We start from the raw sequence: 13,572 nt of genomic DNA on the forward strand, positions 1-13,572 counted from the left end.
GACAGTAACAGGAATGAAGGGTGCCTGCGTCTCGCCGGTGCGGAAAGCCGGCTGCGCGCCTGACGTCGTTCAGTCCTTCATTGCAAATTCCACATCACCGTCGTCCTGACGCAAGTCAGGACCCAGCGCCGTGTGGCCGTTTTCACGACGCTGGGTCCCGGCGTTCGCCGGGACGACTGCAACAGGAATGAATGGCACCTGTGTCTCGCCGGTGCGGAAAGCCGGCTGCGCGCCTGACGTCGTTCAGTCCTTCATTGCAAATTCCACATCGCCGTCGTTCTGACGCAAGTCAGGATCCAGCGTCGCATCGTCGTTTTGACGACGCTGGGTCCCGGCGTTCGCCGGGACGACTGCAACAGGAATGAATGGCACCTGTGTCTCGCCGGTGCGGAAAGCCGGCTGCGCGCCTGACGTCGTTCAGTCCTTCATTGCAAATTCCACATCACCGTCGTCCTGACGCAAGTCAGGACCCAGCGTCGCATCGTCGTTTTGACGACGCTGGGTCCCGGCGTTCGCCGGGACGACTGCAACAGGAATGAATGGTGCCTGTGTCTCGCCGGTGCGGAAAGCCGGCTGCGCGCCGGATACCGTTGAGTCCTTCATTGCACATTCCACATCACCGTCGTCCTGACGCAAGTCAGGACCCAGCGTCGCATCGTCGTTTTGACGACGCTGGGTCCCGGCGTTCGCCGGGACGACTGCAACAGGAATGAATGGTGCCTGTGTCTCGCCGGTGCGGAAAGCCGGCTGCGCGCCGGATACCGTTGAGTCCTTCATTGCACATTCCACATCACCGTCGTCCTGACGCAAGTCAGGACCCAGCGTCGTATGGTCGTTTTATCGTACGGTCGTTTTCACGACGCCGGGACGACTGCAACAGGAATGAACGGCGTCAGAGATCGAGCACCAGCAATCCCGAGCGGGCGCGCGAGACGCAGGTGCAGATCTGGTCGTTGGCGGCCTTTTCCTTTTTCGACAGGCAGTTGTCCCGGTGATCCGGTTCGCCTTCCAGGAGCGGTACCACGCAGGTGCCGCAGATGCCTTCGCGGCACGAGGTGTCGATGCAGATGCCGGCCTGGCTCAGCACGTCGACGATGGAGACGCCGGGCGGCACCTGCATGACCTTGCCGGAGCTGGCCAGCCGGATGTCGAAGGCAGCATCGCCATCGCCCCCCGGCGCGGAAGACGCCGTTTCCACCGCCTTGAAGTGTTCCAGGTGGATGGCTTCTTCCGGCCTGCTGCGCGCGGCGCAGGCTACCACCGCATCCATGAAGGGCGCGGGACCGCAGGTATAGACATGGGCCTGCGGATCGGCCGCGTCCAGGCAGGCTTGCAGATAATGCGCCATGTCGGCGCCGCGCACGCCGTAGTGGAAGCGCACCTTGCCGGCAAACGGCGGCGCATCCAGCAGATCGGCGAACGCGGCGTATTCGCGCGCGCGGGCGAAGTAATGCAACGTGAAATTCCCGCCTTGCGCAAGCAGCCGGTAGGCCATGCTGAGCAGGGGCGTCACGCCGATGCCGGCGCCGAACAGCACATGTTCCCGGGCGCCGGCGTCGAGCGCGAACAGATTGCGCGGTACGCCGACTTCCAGCACGCTGCCTATGCGCACCGCATCGTGCAACGCCGCCGAACCGCCGCGCGACGCGGTTTCTTTTTTCACCGCGATGGTATACGCATGCACATCGTCGAGCGGACCGCACAGCGAATACTGGCGCATGACGCCGGTCGGTCCGGTGACGTCGATATGCGCGCCCGGTTCGTATTGCGGCAGCGCCGCGCCGTCCGGGCTGACCAGGCGAAACGAGCGGATGTCGCCGGTTTCGTCGGTGATGTTGTCTACGATGAGTTTCATGATGCGCCCAGGCCTTGCCGATTTACAAAAGAAACCCGAGTGCGTTCAGCGGATCGGCCGAGTTGATCAGGCGCACCACTTTCTGTTCCAGCTTGGCGCCGTCCGCGCCGAAGCGGATGCGATGCGTCATGTTGGCCACGAACAAGGTGTGGGACTGGCGCTTGTAGCCGACCAGGATCTGCGCCGAATTGACTTCGACCAGCTCGGCGCTCAGATGCACCGGCACGAAGCGCGACACCGTGCGCACCGTGGCCGAAGCGTCGGCGGCGGACATGGCGAAACCCGACGTCAGGCGTTCGATGCGCAGCTTGCGCATGCGCGCATCGTCGTAGACGTAGTTCAGTTGCGCGGCGAAATCGGTGGCTTCCGAGTCGATCGGCACGACATAGTGGCCGTCGTCGCTCCACAGCGAGGACCAGGCCGCGTAGTCTTTCCTGTCGAGCAGTTCGGCCTCTTTCCAGATGAAGGCGATCGCCTTGGCCAGCGGTTCGGTAAAGCCTTGCAGGCTGTCGGTATAGTTCATTCTTTCTCCATCATCTTTTTCCACATGGCATACGCTTCGCGCATGCCGCTTTCGTCGGTCGAGTGCGACACCTTGTCGCCGTTGTCGTCGACCCATTCGCGGTTGAGGCCGCGGTTGACCAGGATCGGCGCGTCGCGTCCGGCGTAGGAACCGATCTGCACGCGCTCCCACGCTTCCGCGTCGTCCGGGCTGCCGAAGCCGAACGGCCCCTGGAAATGTTCATGGATGCGCATCCGTTCGCGGTTGGCGATCTCGGGGCCGCCGTCCATGCCGAGCGCGATATGGCGGATCTGCGTTTCCGTCACCGACACCGGATGCAGCACGCGGAAGAACGACATCGACATCGCCACGTTGGGGAACAGGTTCAGGTTGAAGCCGGCGCCATGCAGCGAGCGCACGATGCGGCGCACTTTTTCGGGCGGCATGTCCTTCGACAGTTCGTCGATGACGTGGCTGAAGCGCTCCTGCAATTGCTCGCTGCCGTCGTCGATGTCGAGATCGACGTGTTCCGGCACCATCACCATGACGCTATGGCCGTTGCCCAGCGCGCGGGTGATCGACTGGTCGTCGGTCATGAAGGACAGCATTTCCGAGGTTTCGGCATCGACCGATTGCAGGAATGTCTTGTGCACCACCGGGAAGTGGTAGCCGTCGGTGGTGTTTTCGAGCTGGATTTTCCAGTTGCCCTTGAAGCTGAACTTGTGTTCGCCCTGGGTCTTGATCGGATAGCCGGCGCCTTGTTTCATGAACAGGTCGATCCAGTGCCGGGCATGGCCGAGGAAGTCTTCCAGCGGTTCGATGTCCTGGTTGAAGCTGGCGAAGATCATGCCGGCGTAGATGCCCACGCGCAGGCCTTGCAGCGGCAGGTCGGCTTTCTCGACGACGTCTTCGTAGCCTTCCGGATACGGCAGGCCGCGCAACTTGCCGTCCAGACCGTAGGACCAGCTATGGTAAGGGCAGGTGAAGCCGGTGGCGTTGCCCTTGTGCTTTTCGCACACGGTGGCGCCGCGATGGCGGCAGCGGTTTTCCAGCACATTGACTTTGCCGCTGCGGTCGCGCACCACGATCACCGGTTGGCGGCCGATTTGCGCGGTCTTGAAATCGCCGGGATTGCGCAATTCGCTTTCGTGGGCGACCCAGACCCAGGTTTTGTAAAAGATCTTTTCCATCTCGGCTTCAAAAATCTGCGGGTCGGTGTAGAGCGAGGGATCGACGACTGCGCCTTGCGCCAGATCGGCGTAGGAAGAGTCCGGTTTTCTCGGATGGAAGCGTAGCGGTGCATTCATTGCATTCTCCAAAGGGTGTTGCGTTGATTCGTAGCGGGTGTTCAGATGGCGGCCTGCTTGAGCGCCTGTTCCAGATGCAGGCCGAGAGCGCATATTTTTTCGTCCTCGCCCTTGCGACCGACCAACTGGACGCCGGCGCGCAGCGTGGCGCCTGCCAGCGGCACCGGGATGCTCAGCGCCGGATGGCCGCTCAGGTTGAACGGCCGCACCAGCGAACTCAGGGCCAGCACCGAGCCGCCGTTGCGCACCGATTCCAGCGTCGGGGGCAATTGCGGCAGGCTCGGCAGCAGCAGTGCGTCGGCATCCCGCAGCGCGGCGTCGACGTTGGCGGTGAACATGGCGCGCACCTTTTCCGCATCGGCGACGGCGGCGTCGGTGGTGGCGCCGGCCAGCGTCAGGCGTTTTTCTATATCGGCGCCCAGCTTGCCGCGGCCGGTCAGGTGGCCGAAGGCGGCGAAGGTCTCCGCGTTGATCAGCACCATGCCGGCGTCGAAGGCTTCCTGCATGCCGTCCAGCGTGACGGATTCGCCTTGCCAGCCGGCGGCGTCGAAGGCCTTGCGCATCGCCGCGACGATGGCGGCGTCGCTGTTCGTCGCGACCAGTCTGATGCGAGCGCCGGGTTGCGCGGCGCTCGCGCCTGCCCGGTCGAAGCCAGGCGCGATGGCGGCCATGGCGTCGATGATCAGATCCATGCTGCGCGCGAACGGCCCGACGCAATCCAGCGTACTGCGTTGCGGATAGGCGCCGACGCGGCTGACGCGGCCGAAGGTCGGTTTGAAGCCGATCACGCCGCAACAGGCCGCCGGCAAGCGGATCGATCCGCCGGTATCGCTGCCGATGGCGACATCGACCAGGCCGGCGCCGACCGCGACGGCGCAGCCGCTCGACGAGCCGCCGGGAATGCGCGCAGGGTCCTGCGGATTGACCGGCGTGCCGGTCCAGTCGTTGATGCCGGTCATGCCGTAAGCCAGTTCATGCATGTTGGCCTTGGCGGTGAGCTGCCAGCCGGCATTGAGCAGGCGGCGCACGACGTCGGCGTGCGCCGCGGCAGGCGCGGCGTCGGCCAGCGCCGCACTGCCGCCGCGCGTGGGCATGCCTTGAATGTCGATGCAATCCTTGATGGCCACGGTATGGCCGCTGCCGCCGAGGTTGAAGCGGGCGAGCAGCGCGTTGTGGCTGCCAGGTACGGTGGTGGACATGCTTATGCGTCTCCCTTGTGGTTGGTGTCGCCTGCGTTGAATGCGCCGGCCAGGTTCGCCGTCGCCGGATTCCACGGCATGCTGAACAGTCGTTGCGTGCGGAAATGGGACATCTGCCACGACGGGCCCTGCTTGCGGAAATCGATGGTCAGGCGCGCGCCGATCAGTTCCGAGCGGTCGTCCTCATAGGTGGATGCCTGCAGCATGACCCATTGGCCATGTGCGGCGTCGCCGTTCACGGTCACCGCATCGGCAGTCAGGAAATGCGCATTCATCTTGAAATGGGTCGAGCGCGGAGCGAGATAGTTGCCGAGGAAGGCGACGATCGCCGCGCGGCCGTCCTGCCGGCCGAAGGTCTCGGTGTAGAGCGCACCGATGCCTTCCCAGACGGCGTCGGCGGCAAACAGATCGCCGAGTTGCGGAAAGTCGCGGTCGCGGCAAGGCTGGTCGCACAGTTTCATGTAGCGCGCCAGGACATTGCGCACCGCGCGTTCGTCCTCGACCGCAGTCAGGCGCGCATCCAGCGCAGCCAGCTTCTGCTGCAATTGTTCAGGTGTCATGGCTGCATCCAGATAAATAAATGAAACGTTGCTTGATCAGGCTGGCCGGCGGGCTGGCGCTGGATGCACACGGGTTTGGGTGATCGTCGGAATGAATTTTAGAATCGACATGAAAATAGATCAAATTGATGTAAAATATTTTAAACATAAGCCTCACTAATTTTGGTGTTGCCTGTCTGATTTGGGCTGTTTTTGGGGCGCTTTTGGGGTGTTTTTTGGACTGTTTCGGACCGGAGGGGTAATGGCGACGTTCAACAACATGGATCTCAACCTGCTGCGGGTTTTCCAGGCGATCGCCGACGAGCGCAGCCTGACGCAGGCCGGCAATCGCCTGCATCTGTCGCAGCCGGCGGTCAGCTATGCGCTGGGCCGCCTGCGCCTGATCTTCGAGGACCCGCTGTTCATTCGCACCAAGGAAGGCATGCAGCCGACGCCGACCGCTGTCGAGTTGTCCAAGCCCATCGGTCGTGCGCTGCAAGCAGTGCAGGATGCGCTGCGCTATGCCGAACGGTTCGACGCCGCCGCCAGCACGCGGGTGTTTCGCGCATCGATGACCGACGTCGCGGAAATGGTCTTCCTGCCGCCGGTCTGCCAGAAGCTGCATGAGCTGGCGCCTTCCACGCGGCTGCATGTGGAACAGGTGGCGTCGGCGCATATCGAAGAAGCGCTGCGCACCGGCAGGCTCGATTTCGCCATTGGCAGTCTGCCGGCGCTCAAGCCGCTGACCCGATACGAGCTGCTGTTTCGCGAATCCTATGTGTGCATGACGCGCCAGCGCGACGGCTTGCCGCAGACCGGGAAGCTCACGCTCGAGGAGTTTCTGGGCATGTCGCATGTATTGGTGCAATCGGCTGAAAGCAGCCATCAGCAAGTCGAAGATTCTTTCCGCGCCCTGGGTATTCATAGAAAAATCGCTCTCGATATTCCGCACTTCTCGGTGCTGCCGCGCATCCTCGCCCGCTCCGATCTCGCGGCCACATTGCCGCTGCGCATTGCCAGGCTGTTCCAGAGCGAAGGCCACGGCGAATTCATGGTGTACCAGTTGCCGGTGGACATTCCCGCGGTGGACGTCACGCTGCACTGGCATGAAGACTTCGACAGCGATGCCGGCAGCAGTTGGCTGAGGCAATTGATCGTCGATCTGTTGCAGGAGTACGGACGCTCTTCCTGAGCGTCAACAGGTCCTGGGCAGCGTCGCCCGGCTTGCGCCGGACGACGCTTGCGGTACTACAGCATCAGCATGGCGTCAGAAACGATGGCGCATGCCGACGCGCAAGGCGGTCTGGTTGCCGGTGGCCGACTGGATGCCGCCGCCGAAAACCGGATACGCGTTGTAACCCTTGTCGCGGTCATACACCGCGCCGACGTAGAGATCGGTACGCTTCGAGATCTTGTAGTCGGCCATGGCGATCAGCGCCTGCGCATTGCCAACGCCCTGGTTGCGGCTCTGGAACTGATATGCCGCGCTCAGATCCCACAACGCCGTCAGCGCATACACGGTGCCTAGTTCATAAGTGCTGGCCTTGGCGCTGGTCTGGGTGTTCTTGACCTGCGTGATGACGCCGAACGGTTTCCAGGCGCCCAACTGATAAGTGGCGCCGATGCCATACATGCGGGTGGAGTCGGTGCCGGCGGCGTTCTTGATGTCGGTGTAGGCCAGGCCGGTGCTGAACGGGCCATTGTCGTAACCGGTGTAGGCGCTGATGGTGCGGCCGGCGGTGTTGTTGCCTGCCACTTCGCCGAAGCCGTACATGGCGCCGATGGTGAAGCCGCCCATGTTGGCGCTGCTGTACTTCAGGGAGTTGTTGGTGCGGTCGCCGGCATAGATGTGGTTGTTCAGCGCGCCGCCGTGCGCCGCGTCGGCATGCAGGCCCCAGCCCATCGAACCTGCCGGAGACAGTGCGCCCATCGCGTACTGGCCACCGAGATTGGCCATGAAATCATACTGGCGGCCGAGGCTGACGCTGCCCAGCTTTTTGTCGCTCAGGCCGACAAAGGATTGGCGGCCGTAGATCGCGCCGCCCTGGCCGAGACTGCCGTCGTCGGCATTGAAGCCGGTCTCCAGGGTGAAGAAGGCCGACAGACCGCCGCCCAGATCTTCGGTGCCCTTGAAGCCCAGGCGGCTGCCCTGGGCGATGCCGCTGTCCATGCGCAGCAGCGATGCCTTGCCGCCGCCGGTCTTGGGCGCGCTGGAATAATACGTCAGGCCGAGATCGATCAGGCCGTAGACGGTGACCGTATCGGCATGTGCCATACCCGCGCCGGCCGCGAGCATCGCGGCGGCTAGCAGTTTCTTTTTCATCTGAATTAACTCCCTGTAGTGTGTTGTGGATGAGGCGTACACCCGCGCTGTGCACATGGCGTGTGGACACAACGCGCCGCCTGTCCTTGAATCGCGACGACGTGATGCACGTTATGCAGGGCAGATGTTAAGGAGTGCGCTTGCGATTGATCAAATGAATGCGATCGATCAAAAACATAAGCAAGGCTGATTTTAAGATCGGAGGAAAGTGCATTAGATTGAAAAGCTTTTCTTTGCACCCGGCTTGTCGAAATCGGTGCAGGCTTCCATCAAGAAAACCTTCCAAAAAGTCTTGCGGCACCATGCAAGTGCGTGACGGCGCGACATGTCACCAATACTGCGCGCCGCACATTTTTTCGCGTCTGTCGTTTTTTATCAACGCAGTGAACGGGATAAAAGCCTTCAGCGCACCAGCGGCAACGCAAAGCAGAAACTGGTGCCGCGCGGTTCGCCGGGTTGCGCCCAGATATCGCCGCGATGGCGCGCGATGATGTTCTTGCACAAGGCCAGGCCGATGCCGTTGCCGCTCACCTTGGAAGAAAAGAAACCGTCGAACAGACGTTCGCGGTGTCCCGCATCCAGGCCGCCGCCCTGGTCGGCGACGCGGATCACGGCGGTGTCGCCCACGCGTTCGCTGCTGACGCGCACGCGGCGCATCTCCTGCGGGAAACGGTTCATCTCCTCGATGGCGTTGAACGCCAGATTCAGGATGACCTGTCCGATCAGGACCTTCTCGCAACTCACCATCAGCTTCTCCGCGCACGGCGCGATCTCGACGGCGACCTGCGTTTCGGCCGCCTTGAGTTCGATGAAGTAGCGCGCCTCATTGATCGTCTCGTTGATGTCGATCAGGGTTTCGGTCTGCTCCAGCTTCACCACATATTCACGCACGCTCTTGATGATGGCGGCGGCGTGGTCGACCTGGCGCGCGGCGTTTTCCAGGCCCCAGAGAATGTTTTCGCGCGAGATGTCGTCGCCGTTCAGGCGCAGCATCGCGCCCTCCAGAAAGTTGCGGATCGCCGCCAGCGGCTGGCTCAGCTCATGCGCGATGGCGGTCGCCATTTCACCCATGGCGTTGTGGCGGGCCAGGTATTCCAGCGCCGCCTGGTTGCGGCGCCGCGCCTCTTCCGCCTCGACCTGGTCGGTGACGTCGCGGAAATGCAGGAGGTGGCCTTTCAGGTCGTTTTCGATTTCGATGTAGCGGCAGGAGGCCTGATGCCAGCGCCGCTGGCCGTTCCTGAGAACGATCTGGTAACGGATCGGAAATGAAATGGCGTCGGGCAGCGCCAGCGTCAGCAGTTCCAGCAATTCGTCGCGTGAAGCCGGTTCGCACAGATCGGTGAAGCTGCGCGGGGTTTGCTGGCCGGGCCGCACGCCCAGCAATTTGCGTCCGGCGTCGCTGATGTATTCGATGCCGCCGTCGTTGCGCAGGACGGCGATGCCCTCATCGGAGTCCTGCATGAATTCCTTGAGCCGGCTTTCGAGGCGCTTCATTTCACGCTTGATCTGTTCCTCGCGTGCAATATCGCGGAACTGCACCATGATCACATCCTGATGCGACAGCTTCACCAGCGTCGCCGTCGCCTCCGACAGAATCTCTTCGCCGTTCTTGGCGCGATAGCACCATTCGATCACGTTGGTTCCGTGCAGCACGGCGCCATGCAGCCACTGGCGGCCGATCTCGCGCCGGTATTCGTGCGAGCGCCGGCTCATGTCGGGCGCCTTCAGCGGCAGCAGCTCCTCCAGCGTGAAGCCCAGCACGTCGCAGGCCGAAGGATTGGCCCAGAGTATGGATTTGGACTCGGCGTCGTGCAGGATGATGCACATGGTGAGCGCCTCCATCATGCGTTTGAAGTCGTCCAGCTCGAACGACGCGGCGGACGGACTGAGCGGCGATTCCTGGGATGATTGCGATTCGGAAGGCATGGGAAGTGGGCGAGATGAGCGGGGCTGTCTGATTATAGTCGGTGATCCGCGCCGGCATCGACGGAAAATCCAGGCTCGGCTCCACGCATGTCCGGATATTGTTTTTTCGCCTAGGGGATTTCTTTACGCGACCGCCTGATATCACCTAAAAATTCCCCGATCGTCCCGATTGAACCGGGCAAGCGCTGTCCCTACACTCGATTCTGGAATGCATCTCACGGATAGCGATGAGATGAAAAGCAACGCACTCTGGAGAATCGGATGTCCCCGTCAGCAACACCCATCACAGCGACAACAGCGGCAGCCAAGGAAGATGACATGGCGCAAGTATTCAGCGAGATCCGCGAGCGCCGCGACGAATTCGGCCGCCTGCGCCACGTACCCAAGGAATTCATTACCAGACTCAAGAAGCTCGGCGTGTTCCGGGCGGCGACGCCGGCATGCTTCGGCGGTTCCGGCCTGGCGCCGACGGCATTCCTGCAATTGGTCGAAAAAATTTCAGAAGCCGACGGCTCGGTCGGCTGGATCGCCAGCTTCGGCTCGGCCTCGGTCTACCTGGCGGCGCTGCCGAAATCGACGCAAGCCAAGTTGTATGCCGATTCTCCCGACCTGGTATTCGCCGGCGGCCTGTTCCCGATCCAGCCGGCCACGCAGGTCGAAGGCGGCTGGACCGTCAGCGGCACCTGGAAATTCGCCAGCGGCTGCAAGGGCGCCGACATGCTCGGCGTCGGCATCGGCGCGGCGGTGCCGGGACAAGCCGGCTCCAAGCCGCGCACCGCGGTACTGCCGCCCAGCCAAGTCGAGATCGTCGACAACTGGGACGTGATGGGACTGGCGGGAACCGGCAGCCACGACTTGCGCGTCACGCAGCAATTCGTGGCCGACGAGTGGACTTTCATCCGCGGCGGCGTGCCGACCATCGACGAACCCCTGTATCGCTATCCCACCATCGCCTACGCGGCGCAAGTGCTGGGCGTGGTGAACCTGGGCATCGCCCGCGCCGCCATCGACGAGATCGCCAACATGGCCGGCGGCCGCGTCGCCATCACCGGCGCGCCGAAGCTGGCGGACCGCTCCTACGTCAGGATCGAGGTCGCCAAGGCCGAGGCGCTGCTGCGCTCGGCGCGGGCTTTCCTGTACGACGCCACGGACGAGGTCTGGCAATCGATCCTGGCCGGCAATCCGGTCACGCCGGAACAAGTCAGCCTGTTGCGCCTGACCGCAGTCGAAGTGGCGCGCGCCGGCAACCAGATCGTGCAGAGCATGTTCGGCCTGGCCGGCACCACCGCCATTTATTCCAGCCATCCGCTGCAGCGCTACCTGCGCGATGCAGCGGTCGTGAAGCAGCACGCCTTCCTCGGCGAAGGCATCTACGACGGCGCCGGCGCAGTTGCGCTGGGCGTGCCGCCGATGCCGGGCTTCCTGTAACCGTACTCAATCCTTTCGGAGAAACCTATGACACAAATCGTCGATAAAGAGCCCTTGCGCGTGCTCTTCTGCGTGGGCGTGACGCAAAACTTCTTTGACCTCCCGGCCAGCCAGACCGGCGCGGTGTGGAAAGCCTACGGCGAGATGATGACGGCCCTGAGCCAGATGCCGGGCGTGACGATCCTGGGAACCATGGATGACGACCGCACCATGGTGGGCAAGTCCGATTCGTGGCCGTGGACTTTCTACATCATGGCCGACGTCGCGGATCTGGATACGGTGATCGCCGGTTGCAACTTGTTCCGCACCACCATGATCGGCGAAGAACGCCTGTGGAAATACGGTCGCATCGAAGCGCGCATCGGCCGCGCGCTGATCATCCAGGGCGGCTGATCGCATGATCGCAACCGCTTGCTCTATCCGGGAACATCCATGAACCAAAAAATTGCACTGGTCAGCGGCGCCGCCCGCGGACTGGGAGAAAAAATAGCACGCAAGCTGCATGCCGCCGGCTATCTGGTGGCGCTCGGCGATGTCGATCTGGAACACGCCACGGCGGTGGCCGCCAGTCTCGACGCCAGCGGCGCCACCGCGACGGCGCTGAGCCTGGACGTGCGTCGCAAACAGGACTTCATCGCCGCCTGCGATGCGCTGGAACTGCGCTGGGGCGGCGCCAGCGTGCTGGTCAACAATGCCGGCCAGTCGCGCATTGCGGCGCTGATGGATATCTCGCCGGACGAGTTCGACGAGGTCATGGCGATCAATCTCAAGGGCACGTTTCTTGCGTGCCAGGTATTCGGAAAACGCTTTGCCGAACGCGGCTACGGACGCATCGTCAACATCGCCTCGCTCGCCGGCCAGACCGGCGGCACCGCCACCGGCGCGCATTATGCGGCAGCCAAGGGCGGCGTGCTGACGCTGACCAAGGTATTCGCGCGCGAGTTGGCAAACCAGGGGGTGACGGTCAACGCCATCTCGCCGGGACCGCTGGATCTGCCCATTGTGCACGAGTCGGTGCCGGCGGAAAAGATCGAGGCGATCACGCAGACCATCCCGACGCGTTCATTGGGCAATGCGGATTTCATCGCCGATGCGGTGTTGCTGCTCGCGTCGCCCGATGCCGGTTCCGCCACCGGCGCGTGCCTGGATATCAACGGCGGTCTGTTCATGCGCTGACGTCGCCCTGCATTTGCATCCGTCTCTGCACCTGCATCGGCAACGTTCGCAATCGTCTCTTCGTCATTCACTTTTGGAGAATAAAACTATGTTCCACAAATGCTCGATTGCCGCTTCGCTGGCGATGACCGCCATCGTCGCGGTGTCTTCCCTGGCGACTTCTTCCGCCTATGCACAGATCAAGATCGGCGTGGTGACATCGTCGACCGGCCCGACTTCGCTGGTCGGCATTCCGCAAAAGAATACCGTGCCGCTGTTGCCGGCCAAGATCGGCGATCTGACCGTGGAATATATCTCCCTCGACGACGGCAGCGATCCGACCCGCTCGGTCACCGAAGTGAAGAAGCTGATCTCCGAATACAACGTCGACGCCATCATCGGACCGAGCGGTTCGCCCAACTCGGTCGCCGTGATTCCGTTCATGGCGGAAGCCGGCGTGCCGATGCTGGCGCCGGTAGGCACCGCGGCGGTGGTGCTGCCGATGACGGAACAAAAGAAATGGGTCTTCAAGACCACCCAGAACGACGACCTGATCGCCAAGGCCCTGGTCGAGCAGATGGTCAAGCTCAAGACCAAAACGATAGGCTTCATCGCCATCAACGATCCTTACGGTGAAAACTGGAACCGCGTCTTTACCGAACTCGCGGCAAAGAACAATATCAAGATCGTCGCCAACGAACGCTATCAGCGCACCGATACTTCGGTCACCGCGCAGACGCTCAAGATCATCGCCGCCAATCCCGACGCCGTGCTGGTCGCAGCGCCGGGCGGCGCGACCGTATTGCCGCAGACGACGCTGGCGGACCAGGGCTACAAGGGACAGATGTACCAGACGCACGGCGCCGCCTTGCCCGCCTTCCTGCAACTGGGCAAGAAGAAGGTCGACGGCACCATCCTGGCGGCGAGCCTGATGCTGGTCCTGCCGGAGATCCCCGACAGCAATCCGTCCAAGAAAGTGGCGTTGGAATATATCGGCGCCTACACCAGGATGTACGGCAGCGCGCCGGCGACTTTCGGCGCCAATGTGTATGACGCCGGCCTGCTGTTGCAGCGCGCGGTTCCGATCGCCGCCAAGAAGGCCAAGCCGGGCAGCAAGGAGTTCCGCGCCGCGTTGCGCGATGCGCTGGAAGGGACCAAGGAACTGGTCGCGACCCAGGGCGTGTACAACATGACGCCGGCCGATCACAGCGGTTTCGACGAACGCGGCCGCGAATTGATCCAGGTCAAGAACGGCAACTGGACGCTGTTGAAATAAACGCGGCGGCAACCGCCGCAGGAAGTACGGCCGGCGCGCATCGCGATGCCGGCCGCAGATCA

General features: G+C 62.7%; 13 protein-coding genes. 5 read left to right on the forward strand and 8 right to left on the reverse strand.

Translation table 11 applies throughout. From position 1 onward, the window contains the following. Window positions 1-417: 417 nt before the first annotated feature. From RV1423_RS20100 to RV1423_RS20125, 6 genes are all read right to left on the reverse strand, one after another. A complete protein-coding gene (locus RV1423_RS20100) occupies window positions 418-777 on the reverse strand; it encodes a hypothetical protein (protein ID WP_034300557.1) in 360 nt (119 codons plus the stop codon). A 115-nt stretch (window positions 778-892) separates the two neighbouring features. After that, window positions 893-1,855, reverse strand: coding sequence for a PDR/VanB family oxidoreductase (locus RV1423_RS20105; protein WP_034300558.1), 963 nt, complete (start codon window positions 1,853-1,855; stop codon window positions 893-895). A 22-nt stretch (window positions 1,856-1,877) separates the two neighbouring features. Further along, window positions 1,878-2,378: an aromatic-ring-hydroxylating dioxygenase subunit beta gene (locus RV1423_RS20110; RefSeq protein WP_034300560.1), complete on the reverse strand. Its 501-nt coding sequence runs from the start codon at window positions 2,376-2,378 to the stop codon at window positions 1,878-1,880. Then, on the reverse strand, window positions 2,375-3,664 hold the full coding sequence (locus tag RV1423_RS20115) for a Rieske 2Fe-2S domain-containing protein (RefSeq protein WP_034300561.1): 1,290 nt from the start codon (window positions 3,662-3,664) through the stop codon (window positions 2,375-2,377). The genes RV1423_RS20110 and RV1423_RS20115 overlap by 4 nt, the downstream gene beginning before the upstream one ends. Window positions 3,665-3,705: 41 nt before the next feature. Then, window positions 3,706-4,863, reverse strand: a complete 1,158-nt coding sequence (locus tag RV1423_RS20120) for an amidase (RefSeq protein WP_051516812.1) — start codon at window positions 4,861-4,863, stop codon at window positions 3,706-3,708. Window positions 4,864-4,865: 2 nt separating this feature from the next. Then, on the reverse strand, window positions 4,866-5,423 hold the full coding sequence (locus RV1423_RS20125; RefSeq protein ID WP_034300563.1) for a nuclear transport factor 2 family protein: 558 nt from the start codon (window positions 5,421-5,423) through the stop codon (window positions 4,866-4,868). Window positions 5,424-5,664: 241 nt separating this feature from the next. Here RV1423_RS20125 and RV1423_RS20130 point away from each other — a divergent pair, with 241 nt between their 5' ends. Further along, entirely contained in the window at window positions 5,665-6,594 is a 930-nt protein-coding gene (locus RV1423_RS20130; protein WP_034300565.1) for a LysR family transcriptional regulator, read from the forward strand. 75 nt (window positions 6,595-6,669) lie between these two features. Here RV1423_RS20130 and RV1423_RS20135 read toward each other — a convergent pair whose 3' ends face one another. Together RV1423_RS20135 and RV1423_RS20140 are read right to left on the reverse strand one after the other, a co-directional pair. Continuing rightward, complete coding sequence (locus tag RV1423_RS20135; RefSeq protein WP_034300567.1) at window positions 6,670-7,725, reverse strand: porin; 1,056 nt, start codon at window positions 7,723-7,725, stop codon at window positions 6,670-6,672. Between the two features lie 402 nt (window positions 7,726-8,127). After that, complete coding sequence (locus RV1423_RS20140) at window positions 8,128-9,651, reverse strand: PAS domain-containing sensor histidine kinase (protein ID WP_051516813.1); 1,524 nt, start codon at window positions 9,649-9,651, stop codon at window positions 8,128-8,130. A 318-nt stretch (window positions 9,652-9,969) separates the two neighbouring features. Between RV1423_RS20140 and RV1423_RS20145 the strand changes: the two genes are divergently transcribed. The 4 genes from RV1423_RS20145 to RV1423_RS20160 all read left to right on the forward strand — a co-directional run bounded on the left by RV1423_RS20145 (window position 9,970) and on the right by RV1423_RS20160 (window position 13,510). After that, complete coding sequence (locus RV1423_RS20145) at window positions 9,970-11,079, forward strand: acyl-CoA dehydrogenase family protein (protein WP_231502433.1); 1,110 nt, start codon at window positions 9,970-9,972, stop codon at window positions 11,077-11,079. Window positions 11,080-11,106: 27 nt separating this feature from the next. Continuing rightward, window positions 11,107-11,472 (forward strand): hypothetical protein, encoded by a 366-nt coding sequence (locus RV1423_RS20150; RefSeq protein ID WP_034300572.1) that lies wholly within the window; start codon window positions 11,107-11,109, stop codon window positions 11,470-11,472. Window positions 11,473-11,511: 39 nt separating this feature from the next. Next, the gene (locus RV1423_RS20155) at window positions 11,512-12,255 is read left to right on the forward strand and encodes an SDR family NAD(P)-dependent oxidoreductase (RefSeq protein WP_034300574.1); all 744 of its coding nucleotides are present in this window, start codon (window positions 11,512-11,514) and stop codon (window positions 12,253-12,255) included. A gap of 88 nt (window positions 12,256-12,343) precedes the next feature. Beyond that, a complete protein-coding gene (locus tag RV1423_RS20160; protein WP_034300576.1) occupies window positions 12,344-13,510 on the forward strand; it encodes an ABC transporter substrate-binding protein in 1,167 nt (388 codons plus the stop codon). Window positions 13,511-13,572: the final 62 nt, after the last annotated feature.

The sequence above is a fragment of the Herbaspirillum sp. RV1423 genome (assembly GCF_000577615.1).
In the GTDB taxonomy this organism is placed as follows: domain Bacteria; phylum Pseudomonadota; class Gammaproteobacteria; order Burkholderiales; family Burkholderiaceae_D; genus Herbaspirillum.

Coding starts and splice junctions, on each gene's coding strand:
- RV1423_RS20100 (WP_034300557.1), bottom strand. CDS start 777: ATGAAGGACTCAACGGTATCCGGCGCGCAGCCGGCTTTCCGCACCGGC.
- RV1423_RS20105 (WP_034300558.1), bottom strand. CDS start 1,855: ATGAAACTCATCGTAGACAACATCACCGACGAAACCGGCGACATCCGC.
- RV1423_RS20110 (WP_034300560.1), bottom strand. CDS start 2,378: ATGAACTATACCGACAGCCTGCAAGGCTTTACCGAACCGCTGGCCAAG.
- RV1423_RS20115 (WP_034300561.1), bottom strand. CDS start 3,664: ATGAATGCACCGCTACGCTTCCATCCGAGAAAACCGGACTCTTCCTAC.
- RV1423_RS20120 (WP_051516812.1), bottom strand. CDS start 4,863: ATGTCCACCACCGTACCTGGCAGCCACAACGCGCTGCTCGCCCGCTTC.
- RV1423_RS20125 (WP_034300563.1), bottom strand. CDS start 5,423: ATGACACCTGAACAATTGCAGCAGAAGCTGGCTGCGCTGGATGCGCGC.
- RV1423_RS20130 (WP_034300565.1), top strand. CDS start 5,665: ATGGCGACGTTCAACAACATGGATCTCAACCTGCTGCGGGTTTTCCAG.
- RV1423_RS20135 (WP_034300567.1), bottom strand. CDS start 7,725: ATGAAAAAGAAACTGCTAGCCGCCGCGATGCTCGCGGCCGGCGCGGGT.
- RV1423_RS20140 (WP_051516813.1), bottom strand. CDS start 9,651: ATGCCTTCCGAATCGCAATCATCCCAGGAATCGCCGCTCAGTCCGTCC.
- RV1423_RS20145 (WP_231502433.1), top strand. CDS start 9,970: ATGGCGCAAGTATTCAGCGAGATCCGCGAGCGCCGCGACGAATTCGGC.
- RV1423_RS20150 (WP_034300572.1), top strand. CDS start 11,107: ATGACACAAATCGTCGATAAAGAGCCCTTGCGCGTGCTCTTCTGCGTG.
- RV1423_RS20155 (WP_034300574.1), top strand. CDS start 11,512: ATGAACCAAAAAATTGCACTGGTCAGCGGCGCCGCCCGCGGACTGGGA.
- RV1423_RS20160 (WP_034300576.1), top strand. CDS start 12,344: ATGTTCCACAAATGCTCGATTGCCGCTTCGCTGGCGATGACCGCCATC.